This is a genomic window from Rhodovarius sp., assembly GCF_040399605.1.
Classification (GTDB): Bacteria; Pseudomonadota; Alphaproteobacteria; order Acetobacterales; family Acetobacteraceae; genus Rhodovarius; species Rhodovarius crocodyli_A.
The window spans coordinates 11,788-31,903 of sequence record NZ_JBBARU010000041.1; the positions used below are offsets into that span (position 1 = coordinate 11,788).

General features: G+C 66.1%; 20 protein-coding genes. 12 read left to right on the top strand and 8 right to left on the bottom strand.

Annotated elements, in window-relative coordinates; all coding sequences use genetic code 11:
* From ABWP84_RS11520 to ABWP84_RS11555, 8 genes are read left to right on the top strand one after another with little or no spacing between them, the layout of a single operon-like run.
* Positions 1 to 387 (top strand): Zn-ribbon domain-containing OB-fold protein, encoded by a 387-nt coding sequence (locus tag ABWP84_RS11520; protein ID WP_353212174.1) that lies wholly within the window; start codon positions 1 to 3, stop codon positions 385 to 387.
* Positions 384 to 1,187: an enoyl-CoA hydratase/isomerase family protein gene (locus ABWP84_RS11525; RefSeq protein ID WP_353212175.1), complete on the top strand. Its 804-nt coding sequence runs from the start codon at positions 384 to 386 to the stop codon at positions 1,185 to 1,187. The genes ABWP84_RS11520 and ABWP84_RS11525 overlap by 4 nt, the downstream gene beginning before the upstream one ends.
* Complete coding sequence (locus ABWP84_RS11530) at positions 1,184 to 2,110, top strand: CoA transferase (protein WP_353212176.1); 927 nt, start codon at positions 1,184 to 1,186, stop codon at positions 2,108 to 2,110. The genes ABWP84_RS11525 and ABWP84_RS11530 overlap by 4 nt, the downstream gene beginning before the upstream one ends.
* Complete coding sequence (locus tag ABWP84_RS11535; protein WP_353212177.1) at positions 2,103 to 3,122, top strand: CoA transferase; 1,020 nt, start codon at positions 2,103 to 2,105, stop codon at positions 3,120 to 3,122. Before ABWP84_RS11530 ends, ABWP84_RS11535 begins: the two co-directional genes overlap by 8 nt.
* Complete coding sequence (locus tag ABWP84_RS11540) at positions 3,119 to 4,084, top strand: tripartite tricarboxylate transporter substrate binding protein (protein WP_353212178.1); 966 nt, start codon at positions 3,119 to 3,121, stop codon at positions 4,082 to 4,084. The genes ABWP84_RS11535 and ABWP84_RS11540 overlap by 4 nt, the downstream gene beginning before the upstream one ends.
* Before the next feature lie 2 nt (positions 4,085 to 4,086).
* The gene (locus ABWP84_RS11545; RefSeq protein WP_353212179.1) at positions 4,087 to 5,253 is read left to right on the top strand and encodes an acyl-CoA dehydrogenase family protein; all 1,167 of its coding nucleotides are present in this window, start codon (positions 4,087 to 4,089) and stop codon (positions 5,251 to 5,253) included.
* A 19-nt stretch (positions 5,254 to 5,272) separates the two neighbouring features.
* Complete coding sequence (locus ABWP84_RS11550) at positions 5,273 to 6,415, top strand: flagellar motor protein MotA (RefSeq protein ID WP_353212180.1); 1,143 nt, start codon at positions 5,273 to 5,275, stop codon at positions 6,413 to 6,415.
* Positions 6,412 to 8,115 carry a peptidoglycan -binding protein gene (locus ABWP84_RS11555; RefSeq protein WP_353212181.1) on the top strand — a complete coding sequence of 568 codons (1,704 nt, stop codon included), beginning with the start codon at positions 6,412 to 6,414 and terminating at the stop codon, positions 8,113 to 8,115. The genes ABWP84_RS11550 and ABWP84_RS11555 overlap by 4 nt, the downstream gene beginning before the upstream one ends.
* A gap of 6 nt (positions 8,116 to 8,121) precedes the next feature.
* Here the strand turns inward: ABWP84_RS11555 and ABWP84_RS11560 are convergent, their stop codons facing one another.
* From ABWP84_RS11560 to ABWP84_RS11580, 5 genes are all read right to left on the bottom strand, one after another.
* Complete coding sequence (locus ABWP84_RS11560; protein ID WP_353212182.1) at positions 8,122 to 8,598, bottom strand: type II toxin-antitoxin system RatA family toxin; 477 nt, start codon at positions 8,596 to 8,598, stop codon at positions 8,122 to 8,124.
* A gap of 3 nt (positions 8,599 to 8,601) precedes the next feature.
* Complete coding sequence (gene lipA / locus ABWP84_RS11565) at positions 8,602 to 9,591, bottom strand: lipoyl synthase (protein WP_353212183.1); 990 nt, start codon at positions 9,589 to 9,591, stop codon at positions 8,602 to 8,604.
* A 37-nt stretch (positions 9,592 to 9,628) separates the two neighbouring features.
* Positions 9,629 to 10,567: a tripartite tricarboxylate transporter substrate binding protein gene (locus ABWP84_RS11570; RefSeq protein WP_353212184.1), complete on the bottom strand. Its 939-nt coding sequence runs from the start codon at positions 10,565 to 10,567 to the stop codon at positions 9,629 to 9,631.
* Between the two features lie 3 nt (positions 10,568 to 10,570).
* A complete protein-coding gene (locus ABWP84_RS11575; RefSeq protein ID WP_353212185.1) occupies positions 10,571 to 11,575 on the bottom strand; it encodes a nitronate monooxygenase in 1,005 nt (334 codons plus the stop codon).
* Positions 11,576 to 11,674: 99 nt separating this feature from the next.
* Positions 11,675 to 12,130 carry a CBS domain-containing protein gene (locus tag ABWP84_RS11580; protein ID WP_353212186.1) on the bottom strand — a complete coding sequence of 152 codons (456 nt, stop codon included), beginning with the start codon at positions 12,128 to 12,130 and terminating at the stop codon, positions 11,675 to 11,677.
* Between the two features lie 214 nt (positions 12,131 to 12,344).
* On the opposite strand from ABWP84_RS11580, the gene ABWP84_RS11585 reads away from it, so the two are divergent.
* From ABWP84_RS11585 to ABWP84_RS11600, 4 genes are all read left to right on the top strand, one after another.
* Entirely contained in the window at positions 12,345 to 13,316 is a 972-nt protein-coding gene (locus ABWP84_RS11585) for a tripartite tricarboxylate transporter substrate-binding protein (RefSeq protein WP_353212187.1), read from the top strand.
* A 61-nt stretch (positions 13,317 to 13,377) separates the two neighbouring features.
* The gene (parA, locus tag ABWP84_RS11590; protein ID WP_353212188.1) at positions 13,378 to 14,010 is read left to right on the top strand and encodes a ParA family partition ATPase; all 633 of its coding nucleotides are present in this window, start codon (positions 13,378 to 13,380) and stop codon (positions 14,008 to 14,010) included.
* Positions 14,011 to 14,013: 3 nt separating this feature from the next.
* Entirely contained in the window at positions 14,014 to 14,463 is a 450-nt protein-coding gene (locus ABWP84_RS11595) for a CopD family protein (RefSeq protein WP_353212189.1), read from the top strand.
* Between the two features lie 5 nt (positions 14,464 to 14,468).
* Positions 14,469 to 14,891: a GNAT family N-acetyltransferase gene (locus tag ABWP84_RS11600; protein WP_353212190.1), complete on the top strand. Its 423-nt coding sequence runs from the start codon at positions 14,469 to 14,471 to the stop codon at positions 14,889 to 14,891.
* Positions 14,892 to 15,178: 287 nt separating this feature from the next.
* Here the strand turns inward: ABWP84_RS11600 and ilvD are convergent, their stop codons facing one another.
* From ilvD to ABWP84_RS11615, 3 genes are all read right to left on the bottom strand, one after another.
* Positions 15,179 to 16,897, bottom strand: a complete 1,719-nt coding sequence (gene ilvD / locus ABWP84_RS11605) for a dihydroxy-acid dehydratase (RefSeq protein ID WP_353212191.1) — start codon at positions 16,895 to 16,897, stop codon at positions 15,179 to 15,181.
* Positions 16,898 to 17,007: 110 nt separating this feature from the next.
* Positions 17,008 to 19,650: a valine--tRNA ligase gene (locus ABWP84_RS11610; protein ID WP_353212192.1), complete on the bottom strand. Its 2,643-nt coding sequence runs from the start codon at positions 19,648 to 19,650 to the stop codon at positions 17,008 to 17,010.
* A gap of 46 nt (positions 19,651 to 19,696) precedes the next feature.
* Positions 19,697 to 20,116: tripartite tricarboxylate transporter substrate-binding protein (locus ABWP84_RS11615; RefSeq protein WP_353212193.1), on the bottom strand; the 420-nt coding region annotated here is incomplete at its 5' end.

Here is a 20,116-nt window from a genome sequence, read left to right on the forward strand (position 1 = left end):
ATGAAACCCGTCATTGATGTCTGGTCCACGCCCTTCTGGGATGCCGCCCGCGAAGGCCGGCTTATGGTCCAGCGCTGCACCGATACCGGGCAATGCTTCTTCCCGCCCGCACCGGTTTCGCCCTTCACCGGCCGGCCCAATACCGAATGGATCGAGAGCGCCGGCCGAGGTGAACTCTTCTCCTTTGTCGTCTTCCACCAAAAATACTTTCCAGGCTTCCCCACCCCATACCCGGTGGTGATGGTGAAGCTGGATGAGGGTCCCATGCTCCTGACAAATCTGCGCGGTGCCGAAGCCTCGGCACTCAAAATCGGCCAACGCATGCATGTGGTCTTCGACCCGGATGTGGATGGCATCACCCTGCCGCAATTCGAGATCGCCGCATGAGCACCCTGGCCCCCGAGCGCAGCACCGGCCCGCTGGTTATCGCCGAACACGAAGGCTGGGCGGAAATCCGCGTCAACCGCGAAGACAAGCGCAACGCCATGGACCGCGCCTCCCGCGTCGCCCTGCTCGATAGCTTCGAGGCCCTGCGCGGGCGCGCCAAAGCCATCATCCTCACCGGCACCGGCGGCAGCTTCTGCGCGGGCATGGACCTCAAGGAACGCTCCGCCGAAGTGGCCCAAGGCCGCGAGGATGCCGGCGAGCAATGGATCGCCGTCAACATGGCCATCCGCAAACACCCGGCCATTTTCATCGCCGCGGTGAATGGCCTCGCACTCGGCGGAGGCTCCACCCTGATCAATACGTGTGACCTGGCCGTGGCCTCAACCCGCGCCTCCATCGGCTGCCCGGAAATGGGCTTCTCCACCTATCCCGGCATGGCCGGCCCAGCCGCCCAGCTCTCCGGCATCACCCGCAAACAGGCAGCCTGGCTGGTGCTCACCACCAACCGCATCAGCGGCGAGACCGCAGCCCGCTGGGGCATGGTGAATGAATGCGTGGAGCCAGAGGCCCTGCTCCCCCGCGCCCGCGAAATCGCCACCCAACTCGCGCAATTCGATGGCGTGGCGCTTTCAGAATCCAAATTCGCGCTGGACCGCATCCCCGCCTTCATCACCGATTGGCAGCAGGCGATGGATCACGGCCAGATGGTCAACTCCACCATCCGCGGCAAATCCCGCGCCCAGGCCGAGGGCCTGGCCCGCTTCGCCTCCGGCCAGAAAAACCCAGGGCAAGGCGTGTGAGGCCGCTCGCGGGAAAGCGCATCCTCGATCTCTCGGCGCGTTGCGCGCAGCAGCCGCATGCCCTGGCTGCCGCTATGGCCGGCAAGCTCTGCGCCCTCTACGGCGCCGAGGTGGTGCGCCCCGAAGGCCCGATGATCGACCCAACCCAGCCGCTCGGCCGCTTCCTCGACGCCGGCAAGCAGCAGTCAACGGCCACGGGTTTTAACGCCGCCATCGGCCCTGTTTTTGACGCCGCCATCGGCGATGCCAAGGTGGCCGGCGCGCCCATCCTGCTGCGCTTCTCGGTCTTTGGCCCGGGCCAGGACCCAGCCATGAGCGAACTCGGCCTGCTCGCCCTATCCGGCCTGCTCGGCATCGTCGGCGAATCGCACCGCCCCCCCGCCGCCCTGGCCGGCCATCAGCCGGCCTATGCCGCGGGCTTGGCCGGCTGCACGGCCCTGCTGGCAGCGCTGCATGCCGGCGGCCCCGAAACCGTGGACATCTCCATCTTCGACGTCACCTGCTGGCTGAACTGGAAAGTCGCCGCCGCAATGATGGTGATGGGCGAGGTGCCAACCCGCGGCGGCTCGCGCGCCGATTGGTTCACCCTGCCCGCCTCCGATGGCCATATCGCCCTGGTCTATATGGAAAAGGACTACCCGGCGCTGCGCGACATGCTGGCCATCGAGGACCCGCGCTTCGAAACCCGCGCCGGCCGCCTCACCCACAGGGCCGAATTCGAGACGTTAATCCGCCCCTGGTTCGCCGCCCGCACCCGGGAGGCCATCACCCGCGAGGCGCAATCCCGCCGCATCCCCATCGGCCCCGTACGCACCCCCGCCGAATTGCTGGCCGACCCGCAATACGCCGCCCGCGGCTTCGTGGGTGCCGGCGGCATGCCAGCCATGCCGTTCCGCGCCAATGGAGTTCGCCCGCATGGCTGAAGCACCGCTCAAGGGCATCCGCGTGGTCGATCTGGGTTGGCTGACCGCCGGCGCCGCCACCTCCACCCTGCTGCTCGACCTCGGCGCCGATGTGGTGAAGGTGGAAGGCCCCGGCGCGCTCGACCCGTTCCGCAACTGGGTCGGCGCCGAGGCCGGGCGCCCCTGGTGGGATGAAAGCCCCTGGTTCGCCTTCACCAATCGCGGCAAGCGCTCGCTCTGCCTGGACCTCAAAGACCCGCGCGGCCAGGCCGCCATGCTGGCCCTGCTTGCCACCGCCGATGTGCTGGTGGAAAATTACCGCCGCGGCGTGCTGGACCAATGGGGCCTGGGCGCTGCCGAACTCCGCCAGAAATTCCCCCGCCTCGTCATCGCATCCATCTCCTCACAGGGCGAGGATGGCCCGGAGCGTGACATGGTCAGCTTCGGCTCCACCCTGGAGGCCACCTCCGGCCTCGCCTCCCTGACCGGTGAGGCCAATGGCCCGCCCATCATCTCCGGCCGCGATGTGAACTACCCTGACCAGGTGGTCTGCCTCTTCGCCTCGGGCGCCGTGGTGGCAGCCCTGATGGAGCGCGACCGCACCGGCGAGGGCTGCCATATCGACCTTTCGCAGCGCGAACTCACCTCCTTCCTGCTCGGCGAGGAATTTGTCGCCGCCGCCCAAGGCACACCCAGCCCCCGCCAAGGCTTCGGCCCCGGCTGCGCGGTGGAGGATGACACCGCCTTCTGGCCCGGTGGCGGCAGTGCGGCGGTGCGCGATGCCCGCGGCCTATCGGAATCCGCCGAATTCCAATCCGGCACCGCCGTGCTGCGCTCACCCGATGGCACCCCGGCCAAGGGCATCCCCTTCCGCTTCGCCACCCGCCCATTGGCGGTGCACGATAATTGCCATTCGCTCGGCGCTGACAACCACGCGGTGATGACCGAAGCCGGGCTGGGTCCAGCCGAGATCGCAGCCCTCGAAGCCGGAGGCGTGCTAGCCACCAAACCCCGCCGAGGCCCAACCAAATGAACCGCCGCACCCTCTTCGCCGCCCTGGCCAGCCCCGGCCTGGCCCGCCACGCTCTGGCCTGGGCGCCAGACCGCCCGCTGCGCCTCATCATCCCCTTCGCTCCCGGCGGCACCAATGACATCATTGGCCGCCAGGTGGCCGAGGGCATGGCCGCGCGCCTGGGCCAATCCATCATCGTGGAAAACCGCGGCGGCGCCGGCGGCGTGCTGGGCAGCGAAATGGTCGCCAAGGCAGCGCCCGATGGCTACACATTGCTCCTGGGCGGCTCCGGCAGCCTGGTCATCAACAGCTTCGTCCATCGCCGGGTGCCTTATGATCCGGTGGCCGGCTTCGCGCCCATCGGGCTGATGGCCTCGGGTGCCAATATCATCACCGTCCATCCCGGCGTGCCCGCCCGAACGCTGGCCGAATTGCAGGCCGTCGCCCGCCGTGCCGCACCGCCCTTGAACTACGCCTCCTCCGGCGTGGGCACCACCAGCCACCTCGCCTCCGCCATGCTGTGCCAGGCCATGGGCGTGGAATTGGAGCATATCCCCTATCGCGGCACCGGCCCCCTGCTGTCGGACCTGGTGGCCGGGCGGGTGCAGATGTTTACCAATGCCCTGGCACCCATGCAGCCGCAGGTCGAGGCCGGTACCATCCGCGCCCTGGCCATTGCCGGCCCCACCCGCAACGCCGCCCTGCCCAATCTGCCCACCACCGCCGAGGCCGGTTTCCCCAGCGTGCAGGCCGCCACCTGGTTTGCCCTCTTCGCCACCGGCGGCACCCCACCCGAGCGGATTGCCAGCCTGCATGCCGCCCTCAACGCCGCCATGGCCGACCCAGTGCTGCGCGCCCGCATCACCGAAGGCGGCGTGGATATAGAAACCTCCGCCTCCCCAGCCGAACTCAGCCGCTTCTATCTCGAGGAGCGCGCCCGCTGGGGTGCCGTGGTGCGCCGCGCCAATATTCAGGCCGAATAAGAATGGACTTCGAACCCAACGCCACCCAAGCCGCCATCCGCGAGGGCGTGGCGGCCCTCTGCTCACATTTCGACGACGCCTATTGGCTGGCGCGCGACGAGGAAGCCCGCTTCCCCCACGAATTCTATGCCGCCGTGGCCGAGGCCGGCTATCTGGGCATTTGCATCCCCGAGGAATATGGCGGCGCGGGCCTGGGCATCACCGAAGCCGCGATCATGATGGAGACCATCGCCGCCAGCGGTGCCGGCATGTCCGGCGCCTCGGCCATCCACATGAACATCTTCGGCCTCAACCCGGTCGTCGTCTTCGGCACGCCCGAGCAAAAGGCCCGCTTCCTCCCCCCCCTGGTGGCCGGGCGCGAAAAAGCCTGCTTCGGCGTCACCGAACCCACCACCGGCCTGGACACCACCCGCCTCAAGACCCGGGCCGAAAAACGCGGCGACCGCTATATCGTCAACGGCCAGAAAGTCTGGATTTCCACAGCCCAAGTCGCCGACCGCATCCTGCTGCTCGCCCGCACCACCCCCCTCGAGCAATGCGCCAAACCCTCCGATGGCCTCTCGCTCTTCTACACCGCGCTGGACCGCAGCCGCGCCTCGGTGCGCGAGATCCACAAAATGGGCCGCGCCGCGGTTGATTCGAACGAGATCTTCTTCAGCGACTACGAGATCCCCGCCGAAGACCTGATAGGCGAAGAAGGCAAAGGCTTCCGGCAAATCCTGCACGGCCTCAACCCCGAGCGCATTCTCATCGCCGCCGAAGCCGTCGGCCTAGGCCGCATCGCCCTGTCCCGCGCCACCGCCTATGCCGCTGAGCGCGAAGTATTCGGCCGCAAAATCGGCCAAAACCAGGCAGTGCAAAACCCCCTCGCCCAAGACTGGATGGCACTCGAAGCCGCCTGGCTAATGGTGATGCAGGCCGCCTCCCGCTATGACCGTGGCCTCGATTGCGGCGCGCAATCCAACGCCGCCAAATACCTCGCCGCCGAGGCAGGGCTGAAAGCCTGCCAAAACGCCGTGATGACCCATGGCGGCTTCGGCTATGCAAGGGAATATCATGTCGAGCGCTATCTGCGCGAGGTGCATATCCCCTGGATAGCCCCGGTCAGCCCCAATTTGATCTGCGCCCATATCGCCGAACGTGTGCTGGGGCTGCCCAAAAGCTACTGATACTCTCTATACTGGCGTCATGACACGTCCGGCGGTCTTCCTATTGCGCATGTTGGTCTTCCTGGCGGCGGTGCTGCTGCTGGTGGCACTTTTGCATGCCCAGCTTTTTGAGGCCTTCGCCGCCAATCCCCTGCTCAATGGCGTCATCCTCTGCGTGATGGGCCTGGGCATCGCCTGGAATATCCGCCAGGTGCTGATGCTGCGCCAGGAGGTTGACTGGCTGGAGGCATTTCAACGCCCGCGCAATGGCGCACCGGCAAAGGCCAGCCCCCGGCTGCTGGCCCCCATGGCCAGCATGTTCGCCAGCCGCCGCAGCGAAAAAGTCTCCCTCTCCGCCCCCGCCATGCGCGGTGTGCTGGATGGCATTTCCGCCCGGCTCGATGAATCGCGCGAGATCTCGCGCTACGCCACCTCGCTGCTGATCTTCCTCGGCCTGCTCGGCACTTTCTGGGGTCTCATTCTCACCATCGGCGCGGTGGCCAGCGTGATTGCCGACATGAATGTCGGCACCGCCGATGTGAACATGATGTTCAACCAACTCAAGGCCGGGCTGGCACGCCCACTCGCCGGCATGGGCATTGCCTTCTCCTCCTCCATGCTAGGCCTCGCCGGGGCGCTGGTGCTGGGCTTTCTCGACCTCACCGCCGGCCAGGCGCAAAACCGCTTTTTCAACGAGTTGGAGGAATGGCTTGCCGGCCTCACCCGCATTTCCGCGGGCGCTGGCATGGAAGCCGAGGGCGGCTCCATCCCCGCCTATGTCCATGCCCTGCTGGAGCAGACGGCCGAAAACCTCGAAGGCATGCAAACCGCCATGGCCCGGGGCGAGGAGGGCCGCAACAGCACCTCCGCCGCCATCGCCCAATTGGCCGAGCGCCTCTCCGTGCTCACCGAGCAGATGCGCGCCACCCAGGTGCTGATGCAGCGCGTGGCCGAGCAGAATGCCAGCCTCGCCCCCGCCATGCTCAACCTGACCGAGGCCATGTCCCGCCCCACCATCGATGAGGGCGCGCGGCAAAACCTGCGCAATATGGAAATCCTGCTCGGCCGCATTCTCGATGACGCCGCCCAGGGCCGCGCCCATTCCACCGCCGAGTTGCGCAACGAGATCAAAATCCTCACCCGCACCATCACCGCCATCAGCGAGGCGGAGAATCGCGGATGAGGCGCCGCGGCGGGTCGGAGGGCCTCAATCCCTGGCCCGGCTATGTCGATGCGCTCTCCACCCTGCTGATGGTGATCATCTTCGTCCTGCTGGTCTTCGTGCTGGCCCAGGCCTTTCTCTCGGTCAGCCTGTCGAACAGCGACAGAGCGCTGGAACGCCTCAACCGCCAGGTGATCGAGCTATCGGAATTGCTGGCCAATGAGCGCGGCCAGAACCAGGCGCTGCGCACGCAACTCAACCAGGGCACCGAAAGGCTGCGCGAGGCGGTGGCAGCGCGCGATGCACTGGCCGCCACGCTGCAGGCCAGCCGCTCGGAGGCCCTGCGCCTCAATGCCGAGCGAGACACCGCCCAGGCCGAGGCCACCCGCCTCGCCGGCCGGCTGAGCGATGTCGAGGCGATGAGCCTCGGGACCGAGCGCCGCCTGAGCGGGATGGAGAACCAGCTGGCCGAAGCCCTGGCCAGGGCCGAAGCCGCCACCGATGACGCCGCGAGCCAATTGCGCCGCCTCGCCGATACCAACCGCGCCCGTGCAGCCGAAGGCACCGCCCGCTCCGCCGCCGAGCAGGCCGCCCGCGCCGCCGCCGCCAGCTTGGCCGAATTGCGCGCCACCCAGCTCAGGGCCGAGGCGCAGGGCGAGGCCCAGGCCAACCAACTGCGCGAATTGCAGGCGGAAAACCAGATCATGGCGCGCCGGCTCGCCGAGGCCCAAACCGCCGGCCAAACCGAGCGCCAGGCCCGTGACCGTGCCGAGCGTGAGGCCCGTGGCGCCGCCGAGACCGCGCGGCAGGAGCTGGCAGCCCTGCGCCGGCAATTGAGCGAAGCCGCCACGGCGCAGGAATTGGCCGGCCGCCAACTCGCGGCCATGCGCGCCGAAATCGCCGCCCTGAACCAGAATCTGCAGGCCGAGCGCGCCACCATCACCGCCCGCGTGGCCGAACTCGCCCGCCTGACAGAGGACACCCAGCGCCTCACCGCGCTGCGCGAGCAGCTCGAGCGCGACATCATGGCCGAGCGCCGGCAACGCAGCGCCGCCGAGGCCCAGGCCGGCGAACAAACCCGCCTCTCCGAGGCCGCAAGCGCCCAGGTGGCGCTGCTGACCCGGCAGATCGAGGATTTGCGCCGCCAACTCACCCGCCTCGCCAATGCGCTTGACGCCACCGACAATCGCGATCGTGAGAGCGAGGCGCAAATCGCCCAGTTGCGGCTGCAACTCAACGCCGCCCTCGCCGCGCGGGTGGAGGAACTCACCCGCTATCGCAGCGATTTCTTCGGCCGGCTGCGCGAGGTGCTGGGCAACCGCCCCGAGGTGCGGATTGTGGGTGACCGCTTCGTCTTCCAATCCGAAGTGCTCTTCCCCCCCGCCAGCGCCGAGCTCAGCCCCACCGGCGAGCGCCAGCTGCGCCAATTGGCCCGTGTGCTGGTGGACATCGCCATTCGCATCCCACCCGAGATCGCCTGGGTGATGCGGGTGGATGGCCATGCCGACCGCACGCCCATCCGCTCCACCCGCTTCGCCACCAACTGGGAATTGTCCGCCGCGCGCGCCATCGCGGTGGCCAATCTGCTGATCCAGGAGGGGCTGCCCGCCAACCGCGTGGCGGCGGCAGCCTTTGGTGAGAACCAGCCGCTGGACACCGCAGAAACACCCGAAGCCTATGCCCGCAACCGCCGCATCGAACTGCGCCTGACGGACAGGTAGCGCAGCCTACCCCTGCGCCGCCGGTGCCCGCACTGCCGCCGGCAAGGCCGGCTTGCGGCCATGCAGCGCCATGGCACGGCGCTCAAAGGCGCGCACCATCAACTGCACCGCCTCATTGAAGACCAAGCCAATCGCGGCCTGCAAAATGGCACTGCGAAACTCGAAATCAACATAGAAATCCACCTCGCAGCCCGCCGGGTGGGGCAGGAACTTCCAGGTGTTGTTCAGATAGCGAAACGGGCCATTGAGATAGGTCACCCGCACCTCCGAGGGGCGTTCCAGCGTCACCTCACTGCGAAACGTCTCGCGGAACATCTTGAAGCCAATGGTCATATCGGCAACCAGCTTCGCCTCATCCTCCTGCAGGATATTCGCCATGGTGCACCAGGGCAGAAATTCAGGGTAGCGGCGCACATCGGCCACCAGCGCATACATTTGCTCAGGCGTGTAGCGCAGCACTTTGCGTTGGGCATGGGTGGGCATGGTTCAGGGCTGCGCCTTGGCCAATTGCGCTTCGCGCGCGCCACGCAGCGCCGCAAAATCCTCATCGGCATGGTAGGAGCTGCGCGTCAGCGGCGTGGCGGAAACCAAAAGAAATCCCTTGCCCCGCGCCACGCGCGCGTAGTCCCCAAACTCAACCGGCTCGACAAACCGCGCCACCGCCGCATGCTTCACGCTCGGCTGCAGATATTGGCCGATGGTCAGAAAATCCACATTCGCCGAACGCAGATCATCCATCACCTGGGAGACCTCCATCCGCTCCTCCCCCAGCCCCACCATGATGCCCGATTTGGTAAAAATACCCGGCTCCAGCCGCTTCACCTCATCGAGCAGGCGCAGCGAGTGAAAATACCGCGCCCCGGGGCGAATGCTCGGATAAAGCCGCGGCACGGTTTCGAGATTATGGTTGAAGACATCCGGGCGCGCCTGCACCACCACCTCCAGCGCGCCATCCTTGCGCAGGAAATCGGGGGTGAGAATTTCAATCGTCGTGCCCGGCGTCGCCGCGCGAATGGCAGCAATGGTCTGGGCGAAATGCGCCGCCCCGCCATCGGCCAGATCATCCCGATCAACCGAGGTGATCACCACATGGCGCAGCCCCAGCTTGGCCACCGCATCCCCCACCCGGCGCGGCTCATCGCCATCCAGCACATGCGGCACGCCGGTTGTCACATTGCAAAAGGCGCAGGCGCGGGTGCAGATCTCGCCCATGATCATCATGGTGGCGTGGCGTTGTGACCAGCATTCGCCAATATTCGGGCAGGCCGCCTCCTCGCACACCGTTACCAACTTATTGGCTCGCATCAATTCCCGCGTCTGGTTATAAACCGGGTGATTGGGCGCGCGCACGCGAATCCAGCTCGGCTTGCGCTGGATAGGGTTATCCGGCCGCGCCGCCTTTTCCGGATGGCGCTCGGCGCCAAGCCGCGCCTCCGGGCTGCTCTTGCGGTGATCGATATCCGTGCGCGTGACCATGGGCGGGATATAGGGCCGGTGTCAGCAAACCGCCACACTACCCCTCATTGAGATTGAGATTGGCCCGGCGGGCCACATCGGCCCAGCGCTGCACATCCTCCTCAATATAGCGGGCGAGGCCCGGATTGGTATCGTAATCCGGCTCGAAGCCGCGGGTGCGCAACTCGCCCACAATCACCTCATTATCCAGCACCTGGCGCACGCTTTGCTCCAGCCGGCGCTTGATCGGCTCCGCCACGCCAGAGGGGGTGGAAAAACTATAGGTGAGTTCGGCAGCATAGCCCGGCACCACCTCGCCCACCGTCGGCAGATTGGGCAGCATGGCGGAACGCCGGCCCGAGGCGGTGGCCAAAGCGCGCAGCCGCCCCGCTTCGATCAGCGGCAGCACCGCAGACATCGAGCCAAACATCACCTGCACCTCATTGCCCAGAATACCCGCCACCGAAGGCCCGGTGCCGCGATAATGGATATTCTCCATCCGCGTGCCCGCCAGCAGGTCAAACATCACCGCCGCCAGATGCTGCGAGGCCAAGGGCCCCGAGGTGCCATGATTCACCCGCCCCGGATTGGCCTTCAGATAGGTGATGAATTCCGGCAAGCTGCGCACCGGCACATGCTCATTCACCACCACGATATTATGGGTGATGGTGGCGCGCACCACATGGTCGGTCACGCTGCGCGGGTCAAAGCCATCGCGCAGGATGGACAGCGTGCCATTAAACAGCAGCGTATATCCATCCGGTGCGGCCGCCCCCACCGCACGGGTGCCGATCATCCCCCCCGCGCCGCCGCGATTTTCCACCACCACCGGCTGGCCCCAAATCTCGGCCAGGCGCTGGCAGAGAATACGGCCGCCAATATCGGTACCCCCGCCCGGCGCGAAGGGAATAACCATCCGCACCGGCCGGTTGGGCCAAGGGCTCTGGGCTAAGGCAGGCGCCGCCAGAGTGGCGGCAAGCAGGGTGCGACGATACATGGCTCAACTCCGGATAAGGGTCGTGATACGGTTTTGCGCGGCGGCGGCCTGAGCCATCAGCCGGTCCATGATGGCGGCAATGGGCTCAACCTGATCGATAAAGGCCACGGCAGCCCCCATAGAGAGCATGCCAGCCTCCACATCGCCGCCGCCATAGGCCGCCTCCTTCTGCAAGCTGCCGCGGGTGAGTTCGGCGAAATCGGCATAATCCGTGCGCCCCGCCGCCTCACGCGCGCGCACCTCGCGCGCGGTGGCATTGTTCAGCACCCGCCAGGCGCCACCCAGCGGCTGATTGCCGGCAAAGCACACCATGTGGTCATCCGCACCCGCCGCCACCATCCGCGCCTTATAGGCCGGATGGGCAGAAATCTCCTCGCCAGCCAGAAACCGGGTGCCCAGCACCACCGCATCCGCGCCCATGGCCAGGGCGGCCAGAATTTGCGAGCCATGGCCAATGCCGCCGCCAATGGCATAGGGAATGCGCAGCTTCCCCGCGGCCAAGGCGCCACCCAGCATGGCCGGCATATCGGTATTGGCGCCGGGATGGCCGCCGCATTCCATGCCCACAATGGCCACCGCATCCACGCCGAGGCGCTCCGCCGTCAGCGCATGGCGCAGCAGCGGCACCTTGTGGATGACCATGGCCCCGGCATCACGAATCCGGCGTATCAGGTCATCGGCCGGCGCGCGGCCGGCCGTCTCGAAATGTCGCACCCCCGCGGCCAGCGCCGCATCGAGATAATCCATCAGGGGAACGGCGGTGTGACGCGAGGTGGAGAGGTTCACACCAAAAGGCTTGTCCCCCGTCAGCGCCGCGCAATGGCCAAGCTGGCCCTCAAACTCGGCCATGGTCGCGGAGGAGCGCGAGGTGATGAACCCCATCCCCCCGGCATTGACCACCGCCGCCACATAAGGCGCATCCGACAGCCACATCAGCCCGCCCGCCAGAACGGGGTGACGAATATTGAACAAACGCGTGATTCGCGTCTCAAACTGCTTCTGGGGCATCTCCGCCCTCCCAGAAGCAGTCTCGGCCGGCGCGGCGGCCACGTCCACTGGGGGGGGACGATTAAACCAGGCCGCCCCCCTCACCCGCGATGGGCAAGATCACACCCGACCCAGCGCGTAACCCCGGCCGATCACATAGGCCTGCAAGGCCTCCACATCGGATTGCTGGGCATGGATGCGATAGCGCACCAGGTCGCGAATACTGACAATGCCGCACAGCCGGCCATCCGCCCCGCGCACCGGAAGATGGCGAAAATAGCCCTCATCCATGATCTCGGTCGCCTCATCGACCGAGGTCTGCGGCGTGACCGTCCGCACATCGCGGGTCATGAGTTCAGAAACCGCCATCTCCAGCAGCGCGGCACCAAACTGCGTCATCCCCCGCACCACATCGCGCTCACTGACGATGCCAACGAGATGACCCGCGCCATCCACCACCACCACGGCACCAATCCGGCGGCGGCTGATGATGCCAGCCACCTCCAACACCTGGGTATCGGGGCCAACCGCAATCACGGCGGGGCCTTTTTCACGCAATATGGCGGCAACAGTCATGGGGCTGATCCCTCTGCTCTCCTGAAAGCTCGTGGATATATCCGACCTTTTCACTCTGTCATCGTAACTATGGCAATCATGGATTCGAATTCACCCGGAGCTTTGCCCCAATGCCCCTCGCCCACCGGCCACCGGCCAGGCCATGCAGCATGGGTGGCTTGAAACCCAAGCCGCCAGCCCCGACGATGCGCCTCGCAATCCCCGGAGAATCCCCATGCCCCTCAGCCGCCGCAGCCTGCCCTCCCTCGCCCTCGCCACCGGGGGCCTGGCCAAAGCCCAGGCGCAGCCGGCCTGGGCGCCCAGCCAGACCATGCGGGTGATCATCCCCTTCACCCCCGGCGGCACCATGGACCCGGTGGTGAACATCGTCCGCCTCGCCCTGGAGCAAGAGCTGGGCCAGCCGGTGGCGCTCGACCACCGCCCCGGCGGCGCCACCGTGGTGGGCACCCAGGAGCTGCTGCGCGCGCCAGCGGATGGCCATAGCCTCATCATGATCGCCAATAGCTTTGCCGCCAATGTCACCCTGCGGCCATCCATGCCCTATAATCCGCTGCGCGATTTCGCCCCCATCATGATGGCAACCGTGGTGCCGCATGTGCTGGCCATCAACCCTTCCGTCGCGCGCGATTTCGCCGGCTTCGTGGAGGTGGCGCGCCGCCCCGGCGCCGGCGTTTCCTTCGGCAGCTATGGCATTGGCACCTCGAACCATCTCGGCGGTGAGCAATTCGCCCGCCTCGCTGGGCTCAACGCCACCCATGTGCCCTATAACGGCCCCGCCCAGGCCGGCACCGACCTGATGGGCAACCGCATCCAGTTCATGTTCGCCAACCTGCCCGACATGATCCAGCCGGTACAAGCCGGCCAGCTGCGCGCCATCGCCGTCTCGGCCGCGGCGCGGCTGCCGCAAATGCCCGATGTGCCAACCATGGCCGAACTCGGCTTCCCCCTGGTGCTCTCCGATAGCTGGTTCGGCCTGATCGCCCGTGCCGATGTGCCAGCCCCGGCGCGCGCGAGGCTTGAGGCCGCCTGGGTGGCCGCCCTCACCCGCCCCGAGGTGAAAGCCCGGCTGGAGGAGACCGGCTTCACCATCCTCGCCTATGGCAGCGAGCGCTTTGGCACCGAAATCAGGCGCTATACCGAGACCTATGCCCAGGTGATCCGCGCGGCGAATATCCGCGTGGAATAACCCCAGCCCCCATCACTGTGCTATAGAGTGCAGCGCAGCGAATCGCGGGAGAGTGCATCCAATGGCTTTCGTCATCGCCATCGCGCAGCAGAAGGGCGGCGCCGGCAAATCCACCGTCGCCGCCAATCTGGCCGCCACGCTGGCCGCCGGCGGGCAAAAAATCGCCCTGCTGGACACCGACCCGCAGGCCTCGCTCAGCCGCTGGGCAGAATTGCGCGCAGGCCGTGAGGGCGTGGCCGCCATCAGCTTCGAGGCCCCCTCCGGCTGGCGGGTCACCGGCGCGATCGAGCGCCTCAAGCGCGACCATGATGTGGTGATCATGGACACAGCACCCCATGCCGATACCGACAGCAAGGTGGCGATCCGCGCCGCTGACCTGGTGATCATCCCCATGCAGCCCGCCGGACCCGATCTCTGGGCCAGCGAGGCCACGCTGAAATTGGCCGCGGCCGAGAAAAAACCCGCCCGCATCCTGCTCAACCGCGTGCCCGCGCAAGGCCGCCTCAAGGATGTGATCATGGCCGAACTCGCCGCACGAAAACTGGAATTGCTCGGCCCGGGGCTTGGCAACCGCACCGCCTATGCCACAGCTTTCATGCAGGGCCTGGGCGTGAGCGAGGCGGCCGCGCGCAGCGCCGCCGCCGAGGAAATCGCCGCCACCATCGTGGCGCTGCGGGCATTGATGAAGGGCTGAGTGATGGCGAGTTTATGGTTGCTGCTGCATCTGGTTGGTGTGGTGCTCTGGGTGGGCGGCATGGGGTTTGGCGTTATGGTGCTGCGCCCCTCTTTGGCCGCGCTGGAGCCCCCGGCCCGGCTGGGGCTTATGGGCCAGGTGCATGGCAAATTCTTCCGCATGGTCTGGGTGCTGATGCCGCTGGTGCTGCTCTCGGGCTATATGCTGCTCTTTGGCGTGCATGGCGGCTTTGGCGGCGTGCGCTGGCCCATCCATGTCATGCACCTGCTCGGCCTCATCATGGCGGGTATTTTCGCCGCCATCTGGTTCGGCCCCTTCGCCGCCCTCAAGCGCGCCCTGGCCGCGGGCGATATGGGCCAGGCCGCCCCCTGCAATGAGCGCATCCGCAAGCTGGTCGGCATCAATGTCAGCCTGGGGATGCTCGCCATCCTCATGGCCGCCATGGCACGATAAGCCGCATGAGCGCTCTGGAAATCTCCGAGGATGACTACCCCGAAATGGCAGCCGTCGAGGCCATCCAGCGGGGGCTGCACAGCTATAACCAGGAACTCGGCGGGCCCTATGACCGCGAGCCCGTCACCGTGCTGGCGCGCGATGACGAGGGCGCCGTGCAGGGCGGCCTGCTGGGCCTGACCTATTGGAACTGGCTCTTCATCGACTGGCTATGGCTCTCGCGCGAGCAGCGCGGCCGCGGCACCGGCTCGCTGCTCCTCGCCCGCGCCGAGGCCATCGCCCGCAAGCGCGGCTGCACCCACGCCTATACCGACACCTTCAGCTTCCACGGCCCGCAATTCTGGGTGCGCAATGGCTGGGCCGAGGCCGGGCGGCTGGATGGCATGCCGCCTGGGCATTCGCGCATCTGGTTCCAGAAGGTGCTGTAGCGGGCTGCTGGAAAACGCAATGCTAGGGAAAGTAAGGTCGAGGGGCTTTGCCCCTCGAGCACCCCAGCAGGAAACTTAGTTTCCTGCACCTTCGTTAGATTATTTCAAATTATCCAAAGGTCCAGGAAAGTCGTCGACATATACGTCGACCCTGGTGGGAGAGCGCAATAGGGCAAAGCCCTTTCGCTCTTCACCTCCGCCATGAGCGTTGTTCAGCAGCCAATGGGGCAGCAAGAATCATGCGCCGCAACCCCGCAGGGTTGCGGCGCAGATAGCAACGCTACGCTTCAGATATCCGCGTAAACATGCGTCTCCGCCGCGGCACCCGGATGGGTCACCGCACCGCCACGGGCATTGCCCACGGTTTGCGCATATTTCCACAACACGCCGGAATTATAATTGGTCGTCCGCGGCGTCCAGGCGGCGCGGCGCGCGGCGAGTTCCTCGTCGCTCAGCGCCACATCAATCGTGCCCGCCTCGGCATCGATGATGATCTTGTCGCCATTCTTCAGCAGCGCGATGGGCCCACCCACCGCCGCCTCAGGCCCAACATGGCCAATGCAGAAGCCGCGCGTCGCACCCGAGAAGCGCCCATCGGTGATCAAGGCCACGCTCTCACCCATGCCCTGGCCATAAATGGCCGAGGTGGTGGAGAGCATTTCACGCATGCCCGGGCCACCCTTGGGGCCTTCATAGCGGATGATGATGATATCACCCGCCTTATAGGCGCGCGCATCAACGGCGGCGAAGGCATCCTCCTCACTGTCAAAGCACAGCGCCGTGCCTTCGAAGCGCAGCTTGGCCATGCCGGCAATCTTCACGATCGCCCCCTCAGGCGCCAGATTGCCCTTCAGCCCCACCACGCCGCCCATCTTGGAAATCGGGTTGGAGACCGGGCGCACCACATCCTGATCGGTCGGGAAGACCACATCCTTGTGGTTCTCGGCCAGGGTCTTGCCGGTGGCCGTGATGCAATCACCATGCAGCAGCCCGCCATCGAGCAGCGCCTTGATGATCACCGGCACACCGCCGATCTTGAACACGTCATAAGCCACATAATTCCCGCCGGGCTTGAGGTCGGCGATATGCGGCGTCGCCTTCATGATCCGGGCCACTTCCTCAAGCGGGAAGTCGATGCCCGCCTCATGCGCAATAGCGGGCAGATGCAGCCCGGCATTGGTCGAACCACCGGTGGCGCCCACGATGATGGCAGCGTTTTCCAGCGATTTGCGGGTGACGATATCGCGCGGGCGAATGCCCAGTCGCAGCAAATTCACCACCGCCCGGCCCGACTGCAAGGCCCAGACATCGCGCTCCTCATCAGGTGCCGGCGCACCGGCGGAATTGGGCAGTGCGAGGCCAATCACCTCAGAAATGCAGGCCATGGTATTGGCGGTAAACTGGCCACCACAGGCGCCAGCGCCCGGGCAGGCATGCTGCTCAAGCTCGAACAGCTCCTCATCGCTCATCATGCCGGCGGCATGCTTGCCCACCGCCTCGAAGACATCCACCACCGTCACATCGCGGCCATGATGATGGCCGGGCATGATCGAACCGCCATACATGAACACGCTGGGCACATTGAGGCGCACCATCGCCATCATCACCCCCGGCAGCGATTTGTCGCAGCCCGCGAGGCCGACCATCGCATCATAGCAATGGCCGCGCATCGTCAGTTCAATCGAATCGGCAATCACGTCGCGGCTGACGAGGCTGGACTTCATGCCCTGATGGCCCATCGCGATGCCATCGGTCACTGTGATGGTGGTGAATTCGCGCGGGCTCGCGCCTGCCTCGCGCACGCCCTTCTTGGCGGACTGCGCCTGGCGGGAGAGGGCGATATTGCAGGGTGCGGCCTCATTCCAGCAGGTGGCCACACCCACCAGCGGGGCGGCGATTTCCTCGGCCGTCATGCCCATGGCGTAATAATAGCTGCGATGGGGCGCGCGCTCCGGGCCGATGGAGACGTGCCGGCTCGGCATTTTGGATTTGTCCCAGGTGGTCATGGCGCGGTTTCCCCTTGTGGTCGCTTGCAAGCTCTTGTCGCCCGTGGAGGGCGGTTGGGCAAGATGCAGCTACCGCAGGATCAGCGCCCTTCAATCACCGCGTTGAAACGTCAAGCCGATATATTCCCCAATGCCCGATCCAGCTTGTCGATCAGCGCCCGCGCATCACTCAACCGGCTCGACATCTCCTGAATCACCTCTTCCTTGGCCCGGGCCACGAAATCCGGATTGGCCAGCTTCACCTCCGCCTGGCGCGCCTGCTCCTCGGCCTTTTGCCGCTCTTTCTTCAGCCGCACCGCCTCCGCTGCCAGGTCAATCACGCCGGCCAGCGGCATGAACATCTCAATGCCCTGCGCCACCGCCATGGCCCCAGGCCCCGCATCCGCCGCGGCATTCTCCACAAACACCGGCGCCTCCACACGCGCCAGGCGCAGCAATTGCGGCAAAAACGCCGAAAGCGCCCCCTGACCCGCCAGCGCCACGCGCAGCGGCACCACCGAGGAGGGCGGCACATTCATCGCCGCCCGCACCGAGCGAATGGCCGTCACCGCCGCAATCAGCGTATCAATATCGGCCAGCCGCACATCCTCGGCGGCAAAACCCGGGGCGGTGGGGAAGTCGCAGGTCACAATCTCCACCGCATCGCCATACCCCAATTGGCTATGCAACTCGGCCGTCACAAACGGCATCACCGGATGCAGCAGCCGCAGCACCACCCCCAGCACATGCTGGGCCACACCCTGAATTTCGGCCTTCTCCGCGCCATCCTCGCCATTGAGCACCGGCTTGGCCAGTTCAATGAACCAGTCGCAAAACACCCCCCAGGTAAAACCATGCACCGCATTGGCATAATCATCGAAGCGGAAGCCCTCCAGCGCCGTGGTCGCCTCGCGCACCACCGCATCGGTCTTCTCCAACAGCCAGCGCGCCAGCACGCCGCTCGCCTCCTCGCGCTTCCAGGCCGGGTTGGGCGCAATGCCATTGGTCTCCAAAAACCGCGCCGCATTCCACAGCTTGGTGACGAAGGCGCGATACCCCTCCATCCGCTGCTTGCTCAGCTTGATGTCCCGCCCCGGCGAGGCCAACGCACACAACGTAAAGCGCACCGCATCCGCGCCATAAGCATCGATCAACTCCAGGGGGTCCATCACATTCCCCTTGGATTTGCTCATCTTGGCGCCCTTCTCATCGCGCACCAGCCCATGGATCACCACGGTCGAGAAGGGCTCCCGCCCCATGCAGAACTCGCCCATCATCATCATCCGGGCCACCCAGAAGAAGATGATGTCAAACCCCGTCACCAGCACATCGGTCGGGTAGTGTTTTTCGAGCAGCGGCGTCTGCTCCGGCCAACCCAGCGTGCTGAAGGGCCACAGCGCCGAGCTGAACCAGGTGTCCAACACATCCGCATCGCGGGTCAGCACCACCCCCTCGCCCGCCGCCGCCTGCGCCTCGGCCTCGCTGCGCTCGACAAACACCCGCCCATCCGCCGCATGCCAGGCGGGTATCTGATGCCCCCACCAAAGCTGGCGGGAAATGCACCAGGGCTGAATATCGCGCATCCAGCTGAAAAATAGGTTCTTCCAATTATCCGGCTCAAACTTCACCCGGCCGCTCTCAACGCTCTCAATCGGCTTCTTCGCCAATTCAGCCGCGTTGCAATACCACTGCACCGTCATCCGCGGTTCGATCGGCACGCCCGAACGGTCACCATGCGGCACCTGATGGGTATGCGCCTCCACCAGCACCAGCATCTCCAGCCGCTCCAACTCGGCCACGATCAGCTTGCGCGCCGCGAAGCGATCCAGCCCCGCCAGCGTCGCCACAAACCCCTCAGCCTCGATCTCGGCGAGCGTCACCCGCGCCTCAGCATCCAGCACCGAGGGCATGGCCAGCCCATGCCGCCGCCCCACCTCGAAATCATTGAAATCATGCGCGGGCGTGATCTTCACCGCCCCCGTCCCCTTCTCCGGGTCGGAATACTCATCGGCAATGATCGGTATCCGCCGCCCCGTCAGCGGCAACACCACATGCCGCCCCACCAGCCCGGCAAACCGCCCATCCTCCGGATGAACCGCAACCGCCGTATCGCCCAGCATGGTCTCCGGCCGCGTGGTCGCCACCACAATCTCGCCGCCGCCCTCCACCGGGTAGCGGATATGCCACAGCGAACCCTTCACCTCGCGGCTTTCCACCTCCAGGTCGGAAATCGCCGTCTGGAACACCGGGTCCCAATTCACCAGTCGCTTATCCTGGTAAATCAGCCCCGCCTTATGCAGCCGGACAAACACCTCCACCACCGCCTGCGACAGGCCGGCATCCATAGTAAAGCGCTCACGCGGCCAATCCAGCGAGGAACCCAGCCGGCGCAACTGGCGCGAAATCGTCCCCCCGCTCTCTTCCTTCCAGGCCCAGACGCGCTCCAGAAACGCCTCGCGCCCCAATTCACGCCGCCCGGGCTGCTTGGCCTGGGCCAATTGCCGCTCCACCACCATCTGGGTGGCGATGCCGGCATGGTCGGTGCCGGGCATCCACAGCGCATCACGCCCCTGCATGCGGCGAAACCGCACCAGCACATCCTGCAAGGTGTTGTTCAGCGCATGGCCAATATGCAGGCTGCCCGTCACATTGGGCGGCGGGATCACCACCGTATAAGGCGCGCCCTCTCCCGAAGGGCCGAAAACCCCGGCCGCCTCCCAATGGTCATAGAGTCGCGCCTCAAACCCGGCGGGGTCGAAATTCTTGTCGAGCATGGCGCTTCGTCCAATGCCCGGGCGCCGGGGTCAAGCCATCAAGATCTTATTGCCGCTCCAACCCCACCTGCTCGGCCAATTGGGCGTAGCGGCGCATTTCATCACCAATCCACGCCCGCGCTGCCTCGGCCGTACCAGGGATGGTCGTATAGCCGGTGCGGCCCAGCCGCTCGCGGATTTGTGGCTCGCGCAGCACCGTGTTCAGCGCCGCATTGGCACGCGCCAGCATCGCCGGCGGAGCCCCTGCTGCCACCGCCAGGCCAAACCAGACGGTGAGCGAAAACCCCGGCACCGTCTCCGCCACAATCGGCAGTTCAGGGGCCAGCGGGAAGCGCTGAGCCGTGCTCAGCCCCAGAACCCGCACCCGGCCCTCCCGCGCCTGCGCCAGCCCCGCGGCCAAGTCAGTGAAGGTGCTGTCGATCCGCCCGGCAATCACATCGGTGAGCGCCTCCGGCCCGCCGCGATA